Origin of the sequence: Burkholderia sp. MSMB0856, from assembly GCF_001524645.2 — a bacterium.
Classification (GTDB): Bacteria; Pseudomonadota; Gammaproteobacteria; order Burkholderiales; family Burkholderiaceae; genus Burkholderia; species Burkholderia diffusa.
Genome location: NZ_CP013427.1, coordinates 3,382,358 through 3,404,185 on the forward strand (window position 1 = coordinate 3,382,358; position 21,828 = coordinate 3,404,185).

Annotated in this window: 23 protein-coding genes; 10 read left to right on the forward strand and 13 right to left on the reverse strand. The window is 66.2% G+C overall.

Annotated elements, in window-relative coordinates; all coding sequences use genetic code 11:
• The first annotated feature begins 173 nt into the window (after positions 1-173).
• Both hslV and hslU read left to right on the forward strand, forming a co-directional pair.
• Positions 174-710 (forward strand): ATP-dependent protease subunit HslV, encoded by a 537-nt coding sequence (gene hslV / locus WS87_RS17080; RefSeq protein ID WP_006760749.1) that lies wholly within the window; start codon positions 174-176, stop codon positions 708-710.
• 10 nt (positions 711-720) lie between these two features.
• Entirely contained in the window at positions 721-2,064 is a 1,344-nt protein-coding gene (gene hslU, locus WS87_RS17085; RefSeq protein WP_059703136.1) for an ATP-dependent protease ATPase subunit HslU, read from the forward strand.
• Between the two features lie 84 nt (positions 2,065-2,148).
• On the opposite strand, the gene WS87_RS17090 is transcribed toward hslU, so the two are convergent.
• The 3 genes from WS87_RS17090 to WS87_RS17100 all read right to left on the reverse strand — a co-directional run bounded on the left by WS87_RS17090 (position 2,149) and on the right by WS87_RS17100 (position 4,447).
• Complete coding sequence (locus WS87_RS17090) at positions 2,149-2,691, reverse strand: response regulator transcription factor (RefSeq protein WP_044847841.1); 543 nt, start codon at positions 2,689-2,691, stop codon at positions 2,149-2,151.
• 13 nt (positions 2,692-2,704) lie between these two features.
• Entirely contained in the window at positions 2,705-4,111 is a 1,407-nt protein-coding gene (locus WS87_RS17095) for an ATP-binding protein (RefSeq protein WP_059703134.1), read from the reverse strand.
• A 111-nt stretch (positions 4,112-4,222) separates the two neighbouring features.
• Complete coding sequence (locus WS87_RS17100) at positions 4,223-4,447, reverse strand: cysteine-rich CWC family protein (RefSeq protein ID WP_059691929.1); 225 nt, start codon at positions 4,445-4,447, stop codon at positions 4,223-4,225.
• Positions 4,448-4,742: 295 nt separating this feature from the next.
• On the opposite strand from WS87_RS17100, the gene argB reads away from it, so the two are divergent.
• From argB to WS87_RS17145, 7 genes are all read left to right on the forward strand, one after another.
• Positions 4,743-5,642, forward strand: a complete 900-nt coding sequence (argB, locus tag WS87_RS17110; RefSeq protein WP_059534964.1) for an acetylglutamate kinase — start codon at positions 4,743-4,745, stop codon at positions 5,640-5,642.
• Entirely contained in the window at positions 5,639-6,430 is a 792-nt protein-coding gene (locus WS87_RS17115; RefSeq protein ID WP_059534963.1) for a pyrimidine 5'-nucleotidase, read from the forward strand. The genes argB and WS87_RS17115 overlap by 4 nt, the downstream gene beginning before the upstream one ends.
• Positions 6,397-7,059, forward strand: a complete 663-nt coding sequence (slmA, locus tag WS87_RS17120; protein WP_059819946.1) for a nucleoid occlusion factor SlmA — start codon at positions 6,397-6,399, stop codon at positions 7,057-7,059. Before WS87_RS17115 ends, slmA begins: the two co-directional genes overlap by 34 nt.
• Positions 7,060-7,313: 254 nt before the next feature.
• Positions 7,314-8,459, forward strand: a complete 1,146-nt coding sequence (gene metX / locus WS87_RS17130) for a homoserine O-succinyltransferase MetX (RefSeq protein WP_059534960.1) — start codon at positions 7,314-7,316, stop codon at positions 8,457-8,459.
• Positions 8,456-9,064 carry a methionine biosynthesis protein MetW gene (gene metW, locus WS87_RS17135; protein WP_044847830.1) on the forward strand — a complete coding sequence of 203 codons (609 nt, stop codon included), beginning with the start codon at positions 8,456-8,458 and terminating at the stop codon, positions 9,062-9,064. The genes metX and metW overlap by 4 nt, the downstream gene beginning before the upstream one ends.
• 116 nt (positions 9,065-9,180) lie before the next feature.
• On the forward strand, positions 9,181-10,602 hold the full coding sequence (locus tag WS87_RS17140; RefSeq protein ID WP_059819947.1) for an AmpG family muropeptide MFS transporter: 1,422 nt from the start codon (positions 9,181-9,183) through the stop codon (positions 10,600-10,602).
• Positions 10,592-11,635, forward strand: coding sequence for a M48 family metallopeptidase (locus tag WS87_RS17145; RefSeq protein ID WP_059819948.1), 1,044 nt, complete (start codon positions 10,592-10,594; stop codon positions 11,633-11,635). Before WS87_RS17140 ends, WS87_RS17145 begins: the two co-directional genes overlap by 11 nt.
• Positions 11,636-11,689: 54 nt before the next feature.
• Here the strand turns inward: WS87_RS17145 and WS87_RS17150 are convergent, their stop codons facing one another.
• Positions 11,690-12,634, reverse strand: coding sequence for an AraC family transcriptional regulator (locus WS87_RS17150; protein ID WP_059819949.1), 945 nt, complete (start codon positions 12,632-12,634; stop codon positions 11,690-11,692).
• A gap of 227 nt (positions 12,635-12,861) precedes the next feature.
• Between WS87_RS17150 and WS87_RS17155 the strand changes: the two genes are divergently transcribed.
• A complete protein-coding gene (locus tag WS87_RS17155) occupies positions 12,862-13,914 on the forward strand; it encodes an NAD(P)-dependent alcohol dehydrogenase (RefSeq protein WP_059819950.1) in 1,053 nt (350 codons plus the stop codon).
• An 89-nt stretch (positions 13,915-14,003) separates the two neighbouring features.
• Here WS87_RS17155 and WS87_RS17160 read toward each other — a convergent pair whose 3' ends face one another.
• The 9 genes from WS87_RS17160 to gatC all read right to left on the reverse strand — a co-directional run bounded on the left by WS87_RS17160 (position 14,004) and on the right by gatC (position 21,726).
• Positions 14,004-14,726: a hypothetical protein gene (locus WS87_RS17160; protein WP_059819951.1), complete on the reverse strand. Its 723-nt coding sequence runs from the start codon at positions 14,724-14,726 to the stop codon at positions 14,004-14,006.
• The gene (locus tag WS87_RS17165) at positions 14,723-15,337 is read right to left on the reverse strand and encodes a hypothetical protein (protein ID WP_082750698.1); all 615 of its coding nucleotides are present in this window, start codon (positions 15,335-15,337) and stop codon (positions 14,723-14,725) included. Before WS87_RS17165 ends, WS87_RS17160 begins: the two co-directional genes overlap by 4 nt.
• A complete protein-coding gene (locus WS87_RS17170; protein WP_236873197.1) occupies positions 15,334-15,906 on the reverse strand; it encodes a PAAR domain-containing protein in 573 nt (190 codons plus the stop codon). Before WS87_RS17170 ends, WS87_RS17165 begins: the two co-directional genes overlap by 4 nt.
• A complete protein-coding gene (locus WS87_RS17175) occupies positions 15,875-16,261 on the reverse strand; it encodes a PAAR domain-containing protein (RefSeq protein ID WP_059819952.1) in 387 nt (128 codons plus the stop codon). Before WS87_RS17175 ends, WS87_RS17170 begins: the two co-directional genes overlap by 32 nt.
• Positions 16,262-16,603: 342 nt before the next feature.
• On the reverse strand, positions 16,604-17,377 hold the full coding sequence (locus tag WS87_RS17180; RefSeq protein WP_059819953.1) for an exodeoxyribonuclease III: 774 nt from the start codon (positions 17,375-17,377) through the stop codon (positions 16,604-16,606).
• Positions 17,378-17,426: 49 nt separating this feature from the next.
• The gene (locus WS87_RS17185) at positions 17,427-18,266 is read right to left on the reverse strand and encodes a polyphosphate kinase 2 family protein (protein ID WP_059534943.1); all 840 of its coding nucleotides are present in this window, start codon (positions 18,264-18,266) and stop codon (positions 17,427-17,429) included.
• Between the two features lie 126 nt (positions 18,267-18,392).
• Positions 18,393-19,865 carry an Asp-tRNA(Asn)/Glu-tRNA(Gln) amidotransferase subunit GatB gene (gatB, locus tag WS87_RS17190; protein ID WP_059819954.1) on the reverse strand — a complete coding sequence of 491 codons (1,473 nt, stop codon included), beginning with the start codon at positions 19,863-19,865 and terminating at the stop codon, positions 18,393-18,395.
• 4 nt (positions 19,866-19,869) lie between these two features.
• A complete protein-coding gene (gene gatA / locus WS87_RS17195; RefSeq protein ID WP_059691924.1) occupies positions 19,870-21,360 on the reverse strand; it encodes an Asp-tRNA(Asn)/Glu-tRNA(Gln) amidotransferase subunit GatA in 1,491 nt (496 codons plus the stop codon).
• A 66-nt stretch (positions 21,361-21,426) separates the two neighbouring features.
• Positions 21,427-21,726 carry an Asp-tRNA(Asn)/Glu-tRNA(Gln) amidotransferase subunit GatC gene (gene gatC, locus WS87_RS17200; protein WP_006407213.1) on the reverse strand — a complete coding sequence of 100 codons (300 nt, stop codon included), beginning with the start codon at positions 21,724-21,726 and terminating at the stop codon, positions 21,427-21,429.
• Positions 21,727-21,828 lie beyond the last annotated feature (102 nt).

Below are 21,828 nucleotides of genomic sequence, written 5' to 3' on the forward strand. Positions count from 1 at the left end.
TTTTCCGGCACCGGTTCCCGGCCCGCCGGCCGATTTGCCTCCCCCTCTTGATATCCCGGCGCCCGCCCTAAAATGAAACGGACGCGCGCCGGGCCGCTCCCCGGCGCACTGCGATTCAAGCGGCGGCGCCCCCGCGCCGCCCGACTCTTCCCCGTTTTTCTCAAGGAACGCAGATGGAGCAATTTCACGGCACGACCATCGTTTCGGTCCGGCGCGGCGACAAGGTCGCGCTCGGCGGCGACGGCCAGGTAACCCTCGGCAACATCGTCATGAAGGGTGGCGCGCGGAAAGTGCGGCGGATCTACAACAACCAGGTACTGGTCGGATTCGCGGGCGGCACCGCCGATGCGTTCTCGCTGCTCGATCGCTTCGAGGCGAAACTCGAGAAGCACCAGGGTAACCTGACCCGCGCGGCCGTCGAGCTCGCGAAGGACTGGCGCACCGACCGGATGCTGCGCCGCCTCGAGGCGATGCTGATCACGGCCGATGCGACCACCACGCTCGTGATCACCGGCAACGGCGACGTGCTCGACCCGGAAGGCGGCATCTGCGCGATCGGCTCGGGCGGCGCCTATGCGCAGGCCGCGGCCCGCGCGCTCGCGGAGAACACCGAGCTGTCCCCGCGCGAGATCGTCGAGAAATCGCTCGAAATCGCCGGCGACATGTGCATCTACACGAACCACAACCGCATCATCGAAACGATCGAGTAAGGACCGCACCATGAGCACCATGACCCCTGCCGAGATCGTCTCGGAACTCGACAAGCACATCATCGGCCAGGACAAGGCGAAGAAGGCGGTGGCCGTCGCGCTGCGCAACCGCTGGCGCCGCCAGCAGGTCGCCGACCCGCTGCGCCAGGAAATCACGCCGAAGAACATTTTGATGATCGGGCCGACGGGCGTCGGCAAGACCGAAATCGCGCGCCGCCTCGCGAAGCTCGCCGACGCGCCGTTCATCAAGATCGAGGCGACCAAGTTCACCGAAGTCGGTTACGTCGGCCGCGACGTCGACAGCATCGTGCGCGACCTGATCGAGATCTCGGTCAAGCAGACGCGTGAATCCGAGATGCGCAAGGTGCGCAGCAAGGCGACCGACCAGGCGGAAGACCGCATCCTCGACATCCTGCTGCCGCAACCGCGCGCCGTAGGCTTCGGCGGCAACGCGGATAACGCGAACGACGACAACAACGCGACGCGCCAGACCTTCCGCAAGCGCCTGCGCGAAGGCCAGCTCGACGACAAGGAAGTCGAGCTCGACCTCGAGCAGCCGTCGGCCGGCATGGACATCATGGCGCCGCCGGGGATGGAAGAGATGACCGAGCAGATCCGCTCGATGTTCTCGAACCTCGGCAGCGGCAAGAAGCAGCGCCGCAAGGTGAAGATCAAGGAAGCGCTGAAGCTGCTGACCGACGAGGAAGCGGCGAAGATGCTCAACGACGAGGAAGTGAAGACGAAGGCCGTGCAGAACGTCGAGCAGAACGGCATCGTGTTCCTCGACGAGATCGACAAGATCACGTCGCGCAACAACGAAGGCAGCGGCGGCGAAGTGTCGCGCCAGGGCGTGCAGCGCGACCTGCTGCCGCTCGTCGAGGGCACGACGGTCAACACGAAGTACGGGATGGTGAAGACCGATCACATCCTGTTCATCGCGAGCGGCGCGTTCCATCTCGCGAAGCCGAGCGACCTGATTCCCGAACTGCAGGGCCGCTTTCCGATCCGCGTGGAGCTCGACTCGCTGTCGGTGAAGGATTTCGAGGCGATCCTCGTCGCGACCGACGCGAGCCTCGTCAAGCAGTACCAGGCGCTGCTCGCCACCGAAGACGTGCAGCTCGAGTTCGCCGAAGACGGCATCCGCCGCCTCGCCGAGATCGCGTACGCGGTCAACGAGAAGACCGAGAACATCGGTGCGCGCCGGCTGTACACGGTGATCGAGAAGCTGCTCGAGGAAGTGTCGTTCTCGGCCGGCAACCACGCCGGCGAGCGCGTGACGATCGACGCAAAGTACGTCGATCGCGCGCTCGGCGAAGTGTCGCAGGACGAAGACCTGTCGCGCTACGTGCTGTAACGCGCGCGGCGTCGAATGCAAAACGGGCGGCCCGGCGGGCCGCCCGTTTTCGTTGGTGCGTCCGGCCGATGCCGCCGCGCCCCTTTACTGCCGCACCGGCTTCTTCGCGAGCTTGCGCTGCAGCGTGCGGCGGTGCATGTTCAGCGCGCGCGCGGTCGCCGAGATGTTGTTGTTGTTCTCCGCCAGCACGCGCTGGATGTGCTCCCATTCGAGCCGGTCGACCGACAGCACGACCGGATTCTCGAGCGCCTCGTCGGCCTGCACTTCGCTCGCGTTGGTCTGCAGCGCGGCCAGGATCGACTCGATGTTCGCCGGCTTCGCCAGATAGTTGTCGGCGCCTTCCTTCACCGCCTGCACGGCGGTCGCGATGCTCGCGTAGCCGGTCAGCACGAGAATCCGCGCGTCGGGCTGCAGGTCGCACAGCGGCGCGATCAGGCTCAGGCCCGAATCGTCGCCGAGATGCAGGTCGACGGTGATGAACTGGAACTTGCCGCCGGCCGCCAGCCGCAGCGCCGCCTCCTTGTCGTGCGCCTGCTGGACCGCGTAGCCGCGGCGCTCGAGGCCGCGCGCGAGCGTGCCCGCGAACACCTCGTTGTCGTCGATCACCAGGAAATTGTTCTCGCTCATGTGGTTTCTCCGTCTACGTGTTGGTTGAGGCGGCCGGCACCGCGATTCGCGCCACCGGCAGGCGCAGCACCGCGCGCGTGCCGCGGCCGGGGGTGCCGGCCGGGCGGCCGTCCGGCGGGGTCGCCGCTCGTTCGGTCGCGCGCTGGCCCGACGCAGCTGCCGCGTGCCCGTTCGCGCCGCCACCGGCGCGCCCGTTGCCGCCCGTCGCGCGCGGCGTGACATCGGACAGTTCGATCTCGCCGCCGAGACGCACGGCCGCGCTGAATGCAAGGTACAGGCCGACCCCGTGCCCGCCCTGCGTGCTGTCGACCGGCATCGAGCCGAGCGATTCGCGCAACGCGGCCGGAATGCCGGGGCCGTCGTCGCATACCTCGAATTCGATCTGGTCCGCAGCCCGCTCGTGGTGCGCGAGCTTCGCGGCCAGCGTCACGCGGTGCGGGCTCGCCCGCGCGGCGTTGTCGAGCAGGATCGTCAGGATCTGGCCGGCCGCGACGGTGTCGTCGAGCCCGACGCCCGACGGGCGCGCGCCGAGCAGTTCGAACTGCACGTGCGGATGCCGCAGGCGCCAGTGCTCGACGAACGTGTCGAGCCAGTCGTCCACCGGTTGGCGGCTCGCCGGCGCGCTCGCCCGGCTGCGCAGGCGCGCGAGCGCCGACGTGCAGAGCGTCATCTGTTCTTCCAGCACCTTCAGGTCGGCCTCGTAGCGCGCGAGCCCCGGATCGGCGCGGGCCGCGTCGCGCAGTTCCTCCGCGAGCATCGCGATCGTCGACAGCGGCGTACCCATCTCGTGCGCGACGGTGGCGGCCTGCACGCCGAGCGCGACCGCCCGCTCGTCGCGCAGCAGGTGCGCCTGCGCTTCGCCGAGTGCCGCATCGCGCTGGCGCAACGCGTTCGACATGCGCGCGACGAACCATGCGATCAGGCCGACGCTGACCATGAAGTTCGCCCACATCCCCGTGCGGTAGTAGTCGAACAGGTTCGCCGGATTGTCCATGTTGAGCGGCACCGAATCGAAGCCGAGCGCCGCGTAGCACGCGACCGCGAACGCCGCGAGCCAGATCATCAGGTGCCACGGCAGCACGGCCGCCGCGATCGCAAGCGACGGCAGGTACAGCGACACGAACGGGTTGGTCGTGCCGCCCGACAGGAACAGCAGCGCCGACAACGCGCCGAGGTCGACCCACAGCTGGCCGAGCAGTTCGAAATTGGTCTCGGGCCGCGCGCGCAGCACGCGCACCCAGGTCAGCGCGTTGAAAACGATTTCGAGCGCGATGACCATCAGCATCGCCGGCAACGGCAGATGCACGCCGAAATAGGTCTGCACGACGCCGATCGTCACGAGCTGGCCGATGATCGCGAGATTGCGCAGCCAGAACAGGTGACTGAGGTTGACGCGCCCGGTGGTGGTAATTCGTTGCATCCGAGCAGTTTACCCGTTTAGCGCCCGGCACCTCTACCGGGGCCGGATCAGTGAGGACGGACGGAGCACCGGGCGAGCCGGCGTCGAGCCGGATTGCACGGGCCTGCGCCGTCAGCCGGCCGCGCGTGCCATACGCTGGGCGATCTCGTCGGCGAGGCACTCCGGGCAGCGGCAGCGCGTACCGGGCGCCGGCGGCGCGCCGCCGGACAGGGTCGGCATCGACGCGCACCAGCAGTCGAACGGCTGCGTGCGGGCGCCGCAGTCGAAGCCGCGCCCGCAGTGCGGGCAGCGCGCACGGCGCGGAGTCGAACGGGCGTCGGCGGCGGTATCGGTCATGGCGGAAACGCGGAAGCGGGCATGAAGTCACCCTACGCGACAAGCATAGCGCGGCGGGCGGATTTTGCACGTCGGCCGATCGGCCGATGCGGGCCGCCAACGCGGGTCGAGTCGCGCTGTCCACGGCACCGCCGCGGGGCCCCGCGCGGGGTCCGGCACCATGGCCGGCGGGCCGCCGCGCGTGGCGACCGGCCCGCGAGATCGGCCGTCCGGCCAGCCCAAAAACCCGATGCTGCGCTGCGCCACTCCTGTACAATTCGCCCTGTTTCAACCGTTCCCAGCCAGAGCCGCCGCCATGTCCGAGCCCATCGACCTCTCGCAGATCGCCCCCACGCTGAAGGCAGAAATCCTCGCCGAGGCGCTGCCGTACATCCGCCGTTACCACGGCAAGACCGTGGTGATCAAATACGGCGGCAACGCGATGACGGAAGAGCGACTCAAGCAAGGCTTCGCGCGCGACGTGATCCTGCTGAAACTGGTCGGCATCAATCCGGTGATCGTCCACGGCGGCGGTCCGCAGATCGATCACGCGCTGAAGAAGATCGGCAAGGCCGGCACCTTCATCCAGGGCATGCGCGTGACCGACGAAGAGACGATGGAAGTCGTCGAATGGGTGCTGGGCGGCGAAGTCCAGCAGGACATCGTGATGCTGATCAATCACTTCGGCGGCCATGCGGTGGGCCTGACGGGCAAGGACGGCGGCCTGATCCACGCACGCAAGCTGCTGATGCCGGACCGCGACAACCCCGGCCAGTACATCGACATCGGCCAGGTCGGCGAAGTCGAGGCGATCAACCCGGCGGTCGTGAAGGCGCTGCAGGACGACGCGTTCATCCCGGTGATCTCGCCGATCGGTTTCGGCGAGGACGGCCTGTCGTACAACATCAACGCGGACCTCGTCGCGGGCAAGCTCGCGACGGTGCTGAACGCCGAGAAGCTGCTGATGATGACCAACATCCCCGGCGTGATGGACAAGGACGGCAACCTGCTGACCGACCTGTCGGCGCGCGAGATCGACGCGCTGTTCGCGGACGGCACGATCTCGGGCGGCATGCTGCCGAAGATCTCGTCGGCGCTCGACGCCGCGAAGAGCGGCGTGAAGTCGGTGCACATCGTCGACGGCCGCATCGAGCACTCGGTGCTGCTCGAAATCCTGACCGAGCAGCCGTTCGGCACGATGATCCGCTCGCATTGAGCGCGCGCCGCACAACCACCGGCCCCGACCTGCCGGCGTCGCTGCGACGCCGGCGCATCTCCCGCAGCCGGCCGCGCGCCGGCGCGCCCGTCTGGCTGTTCGATCTCGACAACACGCTCCATCACGCATCGCACGCGATCTTTCCGGAGATCAACCGCGCGATGACGCAGTACATCGTCGACACGCTCCACGTCGGGCGTGCCGAAGCCGACCGGCTGCGCACCGGCTACACGCAGCGCTACGGCGCCGCGCTCCTCGGCCTCGCGCGCCATCACCCGATCGATCCGCACGACTTCCTGCGCGTCGTCCACACGTTTTCCGACCTGCCCGCGATGCTGCGCGCCGAGCGCGGCCTCGCGCGCATCGTCGCCGCGCTGCCGGGCCGCAAGTTCGTGCTGACCAACGCGCCCGAGAACTACGCGCGCGCGGTGCTGCGCGAGTTGCGCATCGAGCGGCTGTTCGAGCGCGTGATCGCGATCGAGCACATGCGCGACCGTCGCACATGGCGCGCGAAGCCCGACCACACGATGCTGCGCCGGATTTTGCGCGCCGCGCATGCGCGGTTCGAAGACGCGATCCTCGTCGAAGATACCCGCAGCCACCTGAAGCGCTACAAGCGCCTCGGCATCGGCACGGTGTGGATCACCGGGCACCTGCCGGGCCATCTGCCGAACATCGGCCGCCCCCAATATGTCGACCAGCGCATTCGTTCGTTAAAATCGCTCCGACTGGGCACACGATCGGGGCGACAAAAATGCAGCCGACTTACCCGCAGGACCAAGCCGTAACGGAAGACCAGGCCACACCGTCCCGCGCGCGCCCGAAGCCGGGCGAGCGCCGCGTGATGATCCTGCAGACGCTCGCCGCGATGCTCGAGGCGCCGAAGCCCGAAAAGATCACGACGGCTGCGCTCGCGGCCCGCCTCGACGTGTCGGAAGCCGCGCTGTACCGGCATTTCACGAGCAAGGCGAAGATGTACGAAGGCCTGATCGAGTTCATCGAGCAGGCGCTGTTCGGGCTGGTCAACCAGATCGTCGCAAAGGAGCCGAACGGCGTGCAGCAGGCGCGCACGATCGCGCTGACGATGCTCAATTTCGCCGCGAAGAATCCGGGCATGACGCGCGTGCTGACGGGCGAGGCGCTGGTCGGCGAGGACGAGCGGCTCACCGAGCGCGTGAACCAGCTGCTCGACCGGATCGAGGCGACCGTCAAGCAGTGCCTGCGGGTCGCGCGTACCGAGGCGCAGGCGCCCGATGGCGCCGCGCCGTTCGTGCTGCCGGCCGATTACGATCCCGCCGCGCGCGCGAGCCTGCTCGTCAGCTACGTGATCGGCAAGTGGCACCGGTTCGCGAAAGGCGGGTTCCAGAGGCCGCCCGGCGAACAGGCCGATGCGCATTTGCGTCTGATCCTGCAGTAGCCGGGGCAGCCGGCCCGCGAAATCCGCGCTCCGCGGAATTCCGCTATACTCCTCCGACCTGCCGCCTCCTTGGCGGCAGGTCGGAAGCGCGCCGATTTGCTGACTCGATTGCGGGCGCGCGAACCGACCAGGGCCTTGATGCGTCTTCGTCCCGGCGGTTCACTATAAATGCGGCTAAAGAGGTCGTCAGCCGCGCACCTTCGCCTCCGCGCATCGCCGACACCGTTTAGCCGCCCAGTCATAAGGCGGAACGAATGGAATCGATCGGCATCGTCGCTCCACAGACCATGCACTTCGCCGAACCGCTGCGCTTGCAAAGCGGCAGCGTGATCGGCAACTATCAGCTCGTCGTCGAGACGTACGGCGAGCTCAACGCCGCGCGCTCGAACGCGGTGCTCGTCTGCCACGCGCTCAACGCGTCGCACCACGTCGCCGGCATCTACGCGGACGACCCGCGCAGCACCGGCTGGTGGGACAACATGGTCGGCCCGGGCAAGCCGCTCGACACCAACCGCTTCTTCGTGATCGGCGTGAACAACCTCGGCTCGTGCTTCGGCTCGACCGGCCCGATGAGCATCGATCCGTCGTCCGGCAAGCCGTATGGCGCGCGCTTTCCGGTCGTCACCGTCGAGGACTGGGTGCATGCGCAGGCGCGCGTCGCCGACGCGTTCGGCATCGAGCGCTTCGCCGCCGTGATGGGCGGCAGCCTCGGCGGGATGCAGGCGCTCGCATGGAGCCTGATGTATCCGGACCGCGTCGCCCACTGTATCGACATCGCATCGACGCCGAAGCTGTCCGCGCAGAACATCGCGTTCAACGAGGTCGCGCGCTCGGCGATCCTGTCCGATCCCGATTTCCACGGCGGCGACTACTACGCGCACGGCGTGAAGCCGAAGCGGGGCCTGCGCGTCGCGCGGATGATCGGCCACATCACGTATCTCTCCGACGACGACATGGCCGAGAAATTTGGCCGTGCGCTGCGCCGCGCGGACGGCGCGCTCGACGCGTACAACTTCAGCTTCGACGTCGAATTCGAGGTCGAGTCGTACCTGCGCTACCAGGGTGACAAGTTCGCCGACTACTTCGACGCGAACACCTACCTGCTGATCACGCGCGCGCTCGACTACTTCGACCCGGCGAAGGCGTTCGACGGCAACCTGACGGCCGCGCTCGCGCACACGCAGGCGAAGTACCTGATCGCGAGCTTCTCGACCGACTGGCGCTTCGCCCCCGCGCGTTCGCGCGAGATCGTGAAGGCGCTGCTCGACAACAAGCGCACGGTCAGCTACGCGGAGATCGACGCGCCGCACGGCCACGACGCGTTCCTGCTCGACGACGCGCGCTATCACAACCTGCTCCGCGCGTATTACGAACGAATCGCCAACGAGGTGGGTGCATGAACCAGCAAGCGCTGAACTCCCTGTCCGCACGCGCGGACTTCCGTGCGATCGCCCGCTGGGTCGAACCGCGCGCGACCGTGCTCGATCTCGGCTGCGGCGACGGCTCGCTGCTGTCGCTTTTGTCCGAGGAACTGGACGTGTCCGGCTACGGGATCGAACTGAACGACGCCGGCGTGCTCGCGAGCGCGAAGAACGGGATCAACGTGATCCAGCAGAACCTCGAGGACGGCCTGCGCCTGTTCGAGGATCACAGCTTCGATTTCGCGATCCTGTCGCAAACGCTGCAGACGATCCACCAGACGGCCGCGATCCTCCGCGAAACCGCGCGTGTCGGACGCGAATGCATCGTGTCGTTCCCGAACTTCGGTTACTGGGCGCACCGGCTGTCGGTGCTGCGCGGCCGGATGCCGGTGTCGAAGTCGCTGCCTTACCAGTGGCACAACACGCCGAACGTCCGGGTGCTGACGATCAAGGATTTCGAGGCGCTCGCGCCCGAAGTCGGCGTCACGATCCTCGACCGCATCGTGCTGCACGAAGGCCAGCCGATTCGATGGGGAGCGAACTGGCGTGGTAGTCTTGCTGTCTACCGCGTCAAGCGCAGCTGAGCCGGGGAGCCGTTGACGGATGATCCGGCCCGCACCCGCGTGCGGCCGCCCCTCCTGCGCCGCCCGCGCCGCCTGCGCTGCCGCCGCAATCAGTCAACGCTACCCAGTTTCCGTCCATGTCCAAAACGCCACACGAGGCGCCCGCACTCACCGCTCACGAGGATCATCCCGGCTGGCGCGCCTATCTGAACACGCACATGCTGATCTGCGTGTTCCTCGGCTTCACGTCGGGGCTGCCCCTGTTCACGCTCGTCTACCTCGTGCAGGCATGGCTGCGCTCCGAAGGCGTGAACCTGAAGGAAATCGGCCTGTTCGCGCTGATCCAGTTCCCGTATACGTGGAAGTTCCTGTGGGCGCCGCTGATGGACCGCTTCATCCCGCGCCTGCCCGGCTGGCGGCCCGGCCGCCGGCGCGGCTGGATGCTGCTCACGCAGGTGCTGGTCGCCGGCGCGATCGCCGCGCTCGGCTTCGTGTCGCCGCGCGACTCGATCTGGACGGTCGCCGCGCTTACGACGCTCGTCGCGTTCTTCGGCGCAAGCTCCGACATCGTGATCGACGCGTATCGCCGCGAACTGCTGCGCGACACCGAGCAGGGCCTCGGCAACGCCGTGCACGTGAACGCGTACAAGCTCGCCGCGCTGATCCCCGGCTCGCTGGCGCTGATCCTGTCCGACCACATGCCGTGGGACGTCGTGTTCGCGATCACCGGCGCATTCATGCTGCCGGGCATCCTGATGACGCTGCTCGTGCGCGAGCCCGAGGTGGTCGGCGCGCCGCCGCGCAACCTGCGCGACGCGATCGTGCTGCCGTTCCGCGAATTCATCCAGCGCGACGGCTGGAGCGGCGCGCTGCTCGTCATCGCGTTCATCTTCCTGTTCAAGATCGGCGACACGATGGCGACCACGCTGTCGACGTCGTTCTTCCTCGACATCGGCTTCTCGCGCACCGAAATCGGCATCGTCGCGAAAACCACCGCGCTCGTCGCGAGCGTCGCCGGCGGCATCATCGGCGGCATCTGGCTCGTGAAGATCGGCATCGGCCGCGGGCTGTGGATCTTCGGCGCGCTGCAGATGGTGTCGACGCTCGGCTTCGCGTGGCTCGCGCAGGTCGGCCCCGACTCGCCGGTGCTCGCGGTGATTTACGACTTCACGGTCGCGGCAAGTCACGCGCTCGCGTCGTTCCTGTCGATCTTCGGCTTCGAGGTCACGCCGCATCTGAGCCCGATGACGGTCGCGCTCGCGCTCGTCTACGCCGCCGAAACGTTCACCACCGGCCTGACGATGGCCGCGTTCGTCGCGTATATCGCGAGCACGACCGACCCGCGCTACACGGCCACGCAGTTCGCGCTGTTCACGAGCCTCGCGTCCGTGCCGCGCACGCTCGCATCGGCCGCGAGCGGCTTCATCGTCGCGAAGATCGGCTGGTTCGACTACTTCATCGTGTGCACCGCGCTCGCGATCCCCGGCATGCTGCTGCTGTTCAAGATCGCGCCGTGGAACGGCACCGCGCGCAACGGCGAGGCCAGCCGTGCGCAATGATCGACTGCATCGCGCGGCACGCGTCGCCGCCGCGCTGAGCATCGGCATCGCGGCGCTCGGCGCGGCGGCAAGCGTGCAGGCAGCCGACACGAGTGCGACCGCGCCCGCCACCGCGCCGGCTGCACCGTCCACGCCCGCCACGCCCGCCGCTCCCGGTGCGCAGTCCACCGCCGAAGCCGCGCAGCCGACCGGCGCCGCCGTGCCCGCGAAGGCCTATGCGCCGACGTCGCAGCAGGTGCGCTACGGTAACGCGATCGCGTTCCGCACGCTGATCCCGTCGCCGCTGCTCGAACAACTCACCGCGAGCGAATACGCGCAGATCGTGCAGGCTGCCGCCGACAGCGACCGCCTGCTGCCCGCGAACCAGCCGCGCGTGAAGCGGCTGCGCGCGATCGTCACGAAGCTCGCGCCGTATTCGGTGAAGTGGAACGATCGCGTGAAGACCTGGGCATGGGACGTCAACGCGATCCGCTCGCGCGACATCCGCGTCACATGCCTGCCGGGCGGCAAGGTGCTCGTGTACGGCGGGCTGCTCGATCGCGTCCGCCTGAACGACGACGAGTTCGGCGTGCTGCTCGCGCACGGCATCGCACATGCGCTACGCGAACACGCACGCAGCAATTTCAGCACGACGTCGCAAACGTCGCTGCGCGCGGCCTCGCTGCCGCCGCTGTTCGGCGTCGGCGATCCGCTGCCGCAGGCGCTGAATCTCGGCGCGCGTCTGCAGACGCTGCGCTACGACCCGACCGACGAAACCGAAGCCGACGTGATCGGCGGCGACATTGCCGCCCGCGCGGGCTTCGATCCGCGCGCGGCGATCACGCTGTGGGACAAGCTCGCGGCGGCGACGCGCGCGAACAGGACGTCGGGCTTCATCTACATGCATCCCTACAGCGCCACGCGGCGGCAGGATCTGCTGAACCGCCTGCCGGACCTGATGCCGCTGTATGCGAAGGCAGTCGGCAAACGGGTCGACACGCTGCCCGACTACGCCGGCATCAGCGCGCAGCGGCGCAAGATCGTGCGGCGCTGAGCGCGGCATCCGGCGGTTTCCTCGCCGCGCATCGCCGGCACATGAGGCCGGGCGCTACGCGCCGACTTCCGACTCGACGGGCCGACTGCCGCTTTCGCGCATCCAGCGCACGTCGTCTCCGGGGCTGCGGCCGAACAGCCGTTTGAACTCGCGGCTGAACTGCGACGCGCTCGCATAGCCGACCCGCGCCGCGGCGGCACCGGCCCCGAGGCCGTCCTGCACCATCATCAACCGCGCCTGGTGCAGGCGCGCGGCCTTCACGTACTGCATCGGCGATGTCGCCGTCACGTGCTTGAACTGCGCGTGGAACACCGCGAGGCTCATCCCGGCCTCGCGCGCGAGCGTCTCGACGTCGAGATCGGCCTTCAGGTCCGCATGAATGCGCCGCAGCGCCTTCGCGATGCGGCCGAAATGATGTTGCTGGACGAGCGCCGCGCGAATCGCGTCGCCCTGCGCGCCCGTCAGCACGCGGTACGCGATCTCGCGCATGATCGCCGGCCCGAGCACGCACGTGTCGTGCGGCGATGCGAGCGCTTCGAGCAGCCGCACCACCGCGTCGGCGAGCGGCGCATCGAGCGGCGTCGAATAGACGCCGTGCGGCTCGCTGACCGCCGCACCGAGCGTCTCGTCGAGCAGGATCGCGAGCTCGGCGATCACCGCGAGATCGACGCGGATCGAGATCGCGAGAAACGGCTCGTCCATGCTCGCGAAGGTCTCGCATTCGAACGGCAGCGGCACCGACAGCACGAGATACTGCTGCGCGTCGTAGACGAACGAGCGGTCGCCGAGATAGCCGAGCTTGCGACCCTGGCACACGACGATGATGCTCGGCTCGTACAGCACCGGCATGCGCGGCACGGGGCGGCTCACGCGGAAGAAGCGCACGCCGTCGAGCGCCGCCTGCGTATCGCCGTCGTTCGGCGCGAGGCGCGCATGCAGCTCGATCATGCGGCGCCGCACACGGTCGCCCGCGTCGTCGAAAAGGGGCTGGAAGCTCATCGGCGTTGTCCTGTCCGGCAAGAGAATCAGGCTTGCAATGTAGCACCGTGAAAGCATTTTGACGGCCGTTCGCGTGCAATTCGAGAGGAATAGGCAAATCTTCGAGACCTTCGTGTATTTCGCCGACGCGGCTCGCTCCTTACGATGGGCACCTGTCTCGCCGCGTCGCCACACGATGCGGCGGCAGTCTGATTCGCCGGACGTTTTCCCGGACAAGGAGCCCCTGCATGAGCACAACCTACGCTTACGCGGCGACCGACGCGCAGTCGCCGCTCGCCCCGTTCGAATTCCAGCGCCGCGCGCTGCGCGACCTCGACGTCCAGATCGAGGTGCTCTACTGCGGCGTCTGCCACTCGGACCTGCATCAGGCCCGCAACGAATGGCGCAACACGATCTACCCGGTCGTGCCGGGCCATGAAATCGTCGGCCGCGTGACCGCGACCGGCCCGCAGGTGTCGCGCTTCAAGGTCGGCGAGCTGGTCGGTGTCGGCTGTCTCGTCGATTCGTGCCGCACCTGCCCGAGCTGCGCGGAAGGCCTCGAGCAGTATTGCGAGAACGGCTTCGTCGGCACGTACAACGGCCAGGACCGCGTGACCGGCGACGTCACGTACGGCGGCTATTCGACGCAGCTCGTCGTCGACGAGGCATTCGTGCTGCGCGTGCCCGAGACGCTCGACCCGGCCGGCGCCGCGCCGCTGCTGTGCGCGGGGATCACGACCTATTCGCCGCTGCGACAGTGGAACGTCGGCCCCGGCAAGAAGGTCGGGATCGTCGGCCTCGGCGGGCTTGGCCACATGGGCGTGAAACTCGCGCGCGCGATGGGCGCGCACGTCGTGCTGTTCACGACGTCGCCGTCGAAGATCGAGGACGGCAAGCGCGTCGGCGCGCATGAAGTGGTGATCTCGAAGGACGACGCGCAGATGAACGCGCACCTGAACAGCTTCGACTTCATCCTGAACACGGTCGCCGCGCAGCACGACCTGAACCCGTTCCTGCACCTGCTGAAGCGCGACGGCACGATGACGCTCGTCGGCGCGCCGGAGCACGACCATCCGTCGCCGCAGGTGTTCAACCTGATCTTCAAGCGCCGCCGCCTCGCGGGTTCGCTGATCGGCGGGATCGCGGAGACGCAGGAAATGCTCGACTTCTGCGCGGAGCACGGCATCACGTCGGATATCGAAACGATTCCGATGCAGCAGATCAATGCCGCTTACGAGCGGATGCTGAAGAGCGACGTGAAGTACCGGTTCGTGATCGACATGGCGTCGATCAAGCAGTAAGCGTTGCCTTGCGCAGGCCCGCGAACGCGCCTCCGAATCGATATCGTGGGCACGACACTTCGGTAGTGTCCGCGATATCAACGGAAACGTCAGTCGCTGTCCTGCAGCGAGAATTGAAACGGATTCTCCGGCGTATTGAATCCGAGCCGAAGCGTATCGCTGGTTCGAGCAAAGCGTCGCCCGTCGAACGTGTAGTACTCGACCAGCAATCCAGTCCGCGCCGCATGCGCAGCATCTAACAGATAGCTATTCTTCGGAAATGCGAGCTTCCCGTCGCTCGTCACTGCAACAGCACGGCATGACGAAAGCAGACCGGGCAATTGCAGAAACGTTGGCTTACGCGCCAACGGATTCATCACCAGGAAGACTTGCCGGTATCGGCTGGCGGCCTCTCCCGACGCGCTGCCGCTACCGTCCACACAAATCAGCGGCGGGTGGGCACCGGCTCGCTCGACGACGTACACATCGGCCGAGCTCGGATGTATGTCGGTCGCACGCTCGCCCGGGAATGCCGTCGCACGCGCGAACCGATAGGCTCGGCCGTTGACGACGATGCGGTCCTGCCAGACTTCAAGATCGAGTGCTTGTCGTCCCAACTCGGCGTGCAGCGCCGCGAATTGGCCCGGCTTTCCAGGGAACGCATAGAGCACATGCGCACCAGGTGTGTTCAGATCAACCTCTCGCCCAACCGGGGAGTGAAATACCGAGCCTGGCCGTGCCTCGTAGAACGCGTCGTAACTGTCATACGATTCAGCCATGGCATCGTGCGACAAGACAACCACTGCTGCCACCAGTATCGATATGATTTTCATCTGTATGCCTTCGCTCCCGTCGCCCTCAGAAAATCGGGATTGTATTTCCAGAAAATTGTGCTTCCATGGGCCGCGGTTGACACCCATACCGAATCGTAGCGGCCTCGTTCAGTGCCATCGACTGTTTTTCCAGTCTTCTTGTTTACCACTCTCCATCGCGTGACGAACGTCCCAGGATTCTCCCGTACTCCGAAAATGTTGTGCGACGGCGCCCCCCACTTGAATGTATCTTTGACTTTCGGGTGTGATGCGTACGCGGTCATGAAGTCACGACCGTCCCACCAAAATGCACCATTCGATGGGTCCGGACCTTCATTTTCGAGCGCTTTTCGCGCCCACTCGACAGCCAGCCTCATCCCCGAGTCGGCATCAAGTTTGTCGTCTGGGGTAGACATCAGCTTGTTGAACCGTTGATTGGTGCCATTCCACGCATAGGCATAGTTCCGGTCCGTTGCACGCAGTTGGGATACGCTCTTCCCACCCCATGCCCGACAACGGTTTGCGACCGCAAAAGCGATTCCTCCGATTTCGTCCGAATCGTTTGCGACAGACGCTTCACCGTATGCGATCGCAGCAAGCAATCGCAGATCCTCGTTAATCGCATCACTCATCGGACATTCCCTGTACGCCACACTATGGCAGTGAGATCAGGGTATGTTTTCATCGGGAACGAGCGCGTTCTGCCGTGGGCAAGAGGCACGTCGTTAACGAGCGTGCATCCGTTGCTCAGCACTTTGTAGCTCATTCCTTCGACAGGTTTTCCAGAGATTGCATCGACAATCTCGAAAAAATGCTCGATATCGTCGTCAGGGGCATCCGACATCAGTGTCGAACTCGGATCCGCTGCGTGCGCAACGGTCAGTGTGCCGTCATCGATATATGAATTCAGGAATATTCCCGGATTGCCGCCGACGAGGACTCGATTCGCTTTGCACGGACAGAGTACGAGGTCGCCTTCGACAACTACATCCCGACCTTTTTCCGATATCCCTTTACCGGTTCCGAATATTTTGAATGTCCCGTTACAGTTGCCGCACGTCGCTTCGTCGCCGCTCAGCGCCACGTGCCTTCCATCGTCATAAATCGTCGACGAATAAGCGATCACGGTTCCAGACGTCGTTGTAGGGTCGCCATGCCGAATCGCCGCCTTACGCACCGCCGCCTCCCGTACGAACAACATCGGCCAAAATCGGCGAATACGCCGGTTCAAACAGCCGGGGAATCTCCTCGCCATCTCGAACCGTAATGTTGTCGCACGCGTCCCGCGCAGCGGTCACGATACGATCACCATTACTCAAATGGGATCCGGTGACAGTCATCACCGGCCTGCCGTGCCACATGACGGCAAAGCCGGCCCCATCTACGATCATGGCCTCTGTTCCTTCCTCGTATGCAACGATATCGCCGACTACGGCCAATCCCAGATTGTCGATCGTCGCATTGGTGGATACGCGTGTGACCCTCCCACCGCGCTCGGTTCCCGCGCCGATAGTGGTGAAAAGATACGTCGTTTCGTTGATTGCTTGTTCCGACACGCAAAGTTCTCCTCACTGAATGGACCATCGCGGCCTGAGGACGGCCGTGATGAATGATTCGCGCTTTCGGAAAACACGCGAGTATCCGTCGAGCAGTCTCCACAAAACGAGGGGGCCTTGAATATCGGATGAGTCTGAAAATGCGTGTGCTGCATGAACGAATCAGAGCCGCGTACAAGCGGCATTCGCTAAACATTGGGACGAATAGCCGTCGCCCGGCGGCATGATCGTCGCACCGAAACAAAAACGAAACGGGCCGCATGTTCGACATGCGGCCCGTTTTCGCATCCGGCGACCGGACGACTCGACGGCGACGCGCGCGGCGTCGCGTCGCGCCGACGCTCACTTCTTGTAGTCGTAATCCACCGTCAGCGGCGCGTGATCGCTGAACTTGATGTCCTTGAAGATCGCCGTGCGCTTCGCGGTGCCGGCCACGCCCGGCGTCGCGATCTGGTAATCGATCCGCCACCCGACGTTCTTCGCATACGCCTGGCCGCGGTTGCTCCACCACGTGTACTGCTCGGGGCGCGGGTCGAGCGTGCGGAACACGTCGACGTAGCCGACATCGTCGAACAGCTGCGTGAGCCACGCCCGCTCTTCCGGCAGGCAGCCCGAGTTCTTCTGGTTGCTCTTCCAGTTCTTGATGTCGATTTCCTTGTGCACGATGTTCACGTCGCCGCACAGGATCACCTCGCGCTTCTTCTTCAGCTCGGCGAGGTGCGGCATGAACTCGTCCATGAAGCGGTACTTCGCCTGCTGCCGCTCTTCGCCGCTCGAGCCGGACGGCACGTACACCGACACGACCGACAGCTTGCCGTAGCGCGCCTCGACGTAGCGCCCCTCGGCGTCGAATTCGCTGCTGCCGAAGCCGATGATCACGTCATCGGGCTCGTGGCGGCTGTACACGCCCGCGCCGCTGTAGCCCTTTTTCTCGGCGTGGTGGAAGTAGCTCCTGAAGCCGTGCGGCTCGACGAATTCGGCCGGCAGGTCGTCGGCCGATACCTTGATTTCCTGCACGCACACGCAATCGGCGTTCTGTTCGCCGAGCCATTCGAAGAAGCCCTTCTTCGCGGCGGAGCGGATGCCGTTCAGGTTGGCGGTAATCACTCGCATCATGTCGGGTTCCGTTGTTCAGTTCAGTTCGATGTTGTTACAGGATCGCAGCCTAGCGGATCTTCACGCCCTCGAGTTCCGGCTTCGGCGGCGGGAATTCGAGCTTCATGTCGGTCATCGTGCGCAGCAGCAGCTCGGCGATCATCACGTTGCGATGCGTCTTCGAGTTCGCCGGGATCACGTACCACGGCGCATGCTCGGCCGACGTCGCGGCGAGCGCGTCGCGGTATGCCGACTGGTACGCGTCCCAGTGCTTGCGCGCGTCGAGATCGGCGATGTCGAACTTCCAGTGCTTGGTCGGATCGTCGATGCGCGCCTGCAGCCGCTCGCGCTGCTCGTCCTTCGAGATGTGCAGGAAGCACTTGATGATCGTCGTGCCGTTCTCGAACAGCATCGTCTCGAAATCGCGGATCTGCCGGTAGCGGCGCTCGCATTCCTTGCTGTCGATCGCGTCGAGCACGCGCGGCACGAGCACGTCTTCGTAGTGGCTGCGGTTGAAGATCGCGAGTTCGCCCGCGGCCGGCGCCTGCAGATGCACGCGCCACAGGAAGTCGTGCACGGCCTCGATCGGCGTCGGCGCCTTGAACGACACGACGCGCAGGCCGAGCGGGTCGACCTCGCGGAACACCGCGCGCACGGTGCCGTCCTTGCCGCTGGTATCCATCCCCTGCAACACGAGCAGGACACGCTTCTTCTGCTGCGTGTGCAGGCGCTCCTGCTGTACGTCGAGCTCGGTCGACACGGCCGACAGCCGTTCGCGGTCGGCATCCTTCGACCCCGACGAGAACGGCTTCGCGGCCGGATCGAACGCATCGAGCGTGAATGCGGCGGCTTCCTTCTCGCGCGTGCTGTACGGCACGCGGAAATCGTCGAGCGACGGTTGTTTCGCCATTCGTTCCTCCGTTGGACGGTGCGACGCACACGCGCACACGATACCGCATGCACCAAAACGACGGGCCGCCCCGAACAGGTTCGGCGGCGGCCCGTCGTCAGGCGCGGTTCAGGCGCGCGGCCATGCTCAGCCGAGCTTCTTCTTCAGCAACTCGTTGACCTGCTGCGGATTGGCCTTGCCCTTGGTCGCCTTCATCGCCTGGCCGATCAGCGCGTTGAACGCCTTTTCCTTGCCGGCGCGGAACTCCTCGACCGACTTCGCGTTCGCCGCCAGCACCTCGTCGATGATCGCTTCCAGCGCGCCGGTGTCGGAGATCTGCTTCAGGCCCTTCGCGTCGATGATGCGGTCGGCCGCGCCTTCGTCGGTCGCCTTCTCGTCCCAGATCGTCGCGAAGATTTCCTTCGCGATCTTGTTCGAGATCGTGCCGTCGGCGATGCGCTGCAGCACCAGCGCGAGCTGCGCGGCCGAGACGGGAATCGCGTCGATCTCGATGCCGTCGCGATTCAACTGCGACGACACGTCGCCCATCAGCCAGTTCGCGGCGATCTTCGCGTTCGCCGCGCCGGCCTTCGCGACCACGGCCTCGAAGTACGCGGCCATCGCCTTGCTCGACGTCAGCACGCCCGCGTCGTACGCGGACACGCCGTACTGCTCGACGAAACGCTGCTGCATCGCGGCCGGCAGCTCGGGCATCCCGGCCTGCACGCGCTCGACCCAGTCGCGGCCGATCACGAGCGGCATCAGGTCGGGGTCGGGGAAGTAGCGGTAGTCGTGCGCGTCTTCCTTGCTGCGCATCGAACGCGTCTCGCGCTTGTCCGGATCGTAGAGGCGCGTTTCCTGCACGACCTCGCCGCCGTCGTCGATCAGCTCGATCTGGCGGCGCACTTCGTAGTTGATCGCTTCCTCGAGGAACCGGAACGAGTTCAGGTTCTTGATCTCGGCGCGCGTGCCGAACTTCTCCTGGCCGACCGGCCGCACCGACACGTTCGCGTCGCAGCGGAACGAGCCTTCCTGCATGTTGCCGTCGCAGATGCCGAGCCACACGACGAGCGCGTGCAGCGCCTTCGCATAGGCCACGGCCTCGGCCGCGCTGCGCATTTCCGGCTCGGTGACGATCTCGAGCAGCGGCGTGCCCGCGCGGTTCAGGTCGATCCCCGTCATCCCGGCGAAGTCTTCATGCAGCGACTTGCCCGCGTCTTCCTCGAGGTGCGCGCGGGTCAGGTTGACCGTCTTCTCGTACGCTTCCTTGCCGGCCTTTTCGTTGGCGGGCACCTGGATCGTGATCTGGCCGCCCTGCACGACCGGAATCTCGTACTGGCTGATCTGATAACCCTTCGGCAGATCGGGGTAGAAATAATTCTTGCGCGCGAAGATGCTGCGCGGCGCGATGGTCGAACCGATCGCGAGGCCGAAGCGGATCGCGCGTTCGACCGCGCCGCGGTTCAGCACCGGCAGCACGCCCGGCAGCGCCAGGTCGACCGGGCAGGCCTGCGTGTTCGGCTCGGCGCCGAACTGCGTCGACGCGCCGGAGAAAATCTTCGAGACGGTCGACAGTTGCGCGTGCGTCTCGAGACCGATGACGACTTCCCATTGAGTCATATGCTTACACCCCCGCCGGAACTTGCTTGTGCCAGTCGGTCGCGCGCTGGAACGCGTCGGCAACCTGCAGCATCCGGGCTTCGTTGAAATAGTTGCCGATGATCTGCAGACCGACCGGGCGCTTCGCGTTCGCGCCGGCGCCGAAGCCGCACGGCACGCTCATGCCGGGGAGGCCTGCGAGGCTCACCGACAGCGTGTAGATATCCGCGAGATACATCTGCACCGGATCGTCGCCCTTCGCGCCGAGATCCCATGCGACCGTCGGCGACGCCGGGCCCATGATCACGTCGCAGGACTTGAACGCCTCCTGGAAATCGTTCGCGATGATGCGGCGGATCTTCTGCGCCTGCAGGTAGTACGCGTCGTAGTAGCCGTGCGACAGCACGTAGGTGCCGACGAGAATACGGCGCTTCACCTCGGGGCCGAAGCCTTCGGCGCGCGACTTCTTGTACATGTCGAGCAGGTCGCCGTACTGCGCAGCGCGGTGGCCGAAGCGCACGCCGTCGAAACGCGACAGGTTCGACGACGCCTCGGCCGGCGCGATCACGTAATACACGGGGATCGACAGTTCCGTCTTCGGCAGTGATACCGGCACAAGCGTCGCGCCGAGCGCCTCGTATTGCTTGAGCGCGGCGTCGATCGACGCGCGCACGTCGTCCGCAAGGCCGTCGCCGAAATATTCGTTCGGCAGGCCGATGCGCAGGCCCGCGAGCGGCTTGCCCGCATCGTTGCCCGGCGCCCACGGCTGGCCGATGTGGCGCGTGAAGTCTTCGTCGTCGCGCTCGAGGCTCGTCGAGTCGCGCTCGTCGAAGCCGGCCATCGCGTTCAGCAGCAGCGCGCAGTCGGACGCGCTTTGCGCCATCGGGCCGCCCTGGTCGAGCGACGACGCGAACGCGATCATCCCGTAGCGCGACACGCGGCCGTAGGTCGGCTTGATGCCCGTCACGCCCGCGAACGACGCGGGCTGGCGGATCGAGCCGCCGGTGTCGGTGCCGGTCGCGGCCGGCGCGAGACGCGCGGCAACGGCCGCCGAGCTGCCACCCGAGCTGCCGCCCGGCACGGCGTTCGTGTCCCACGGGTTCTTCACGGCGCCGAACGCCGAATTCTCGTTGGACGAGCCCATCGCGAACTCGTCCATGTTGGTCTTGCCGAGCGTGACCATGCCGGCGGCCTGCAGGCGGGCGACGACGGTCGCGTCGAACGGGCTCTCGTAGTTCGCGAGCATCTTCGAGCCGGCGGTCGAGCGCCAGCCGCGCGTGACGAACACGTCCTTGTGCGCGATCGGCAGGCCGGTCAGCGCGCCGCCCGCGCCGCGCGCGAGTTCGGCGTCGGCGGCCTTCGCCTGCGCGAGGGTGAGGTCGGCGTCGACATGGACGAACGCGTTCAGGTCGCGTGCCGCGTCGATCCGTTTCAGGTAGAGCTGCGCGAGCTCGACGGCCGAGCATTCCTTGGCGGCGAGCGCGGCGCGCAGTTCGGTCAGGCTTTTTGCGTGCATTGAGTGGTTTTCCTGGGAATTCTGGGTGGCGCGCGGCGCGAAGGCGGCGCGCTTGTCATCGAATGCTTACTCGATCACCTTCGGCACGAGATAGAGGCCGTCCTGGACGGCCGGCGCCGGACGCTGGTTGTCGTCGCGATTGACGACTTCCGTCACGGCGTCGTCGCGCAGGCGCTGCGCGACTTCCTGGATCTGTTCGATCGGATGGGCGAGCGGCGCGATGCCGGCGGTGTCGACCGCCTGCATCTGCTCGACGAGCCCGAAGAATTCATTGAGCTGGCCGAGCGTATGCTCGGCGTCGGCGTCGGCCATTTCGAGTCGCGCCAGGTGCGCGATGCGTTTCACATCGGTCAGGGTCAGGGCCATGCGATCACCGGAAAAACAAGGCTGCGCAGCGCATCGAAAATCGCGCTGCGGCGGGGGGTTGGAGGGTGCGATCCCACCCTCAAAAATCGGGGCCGAAGCGGC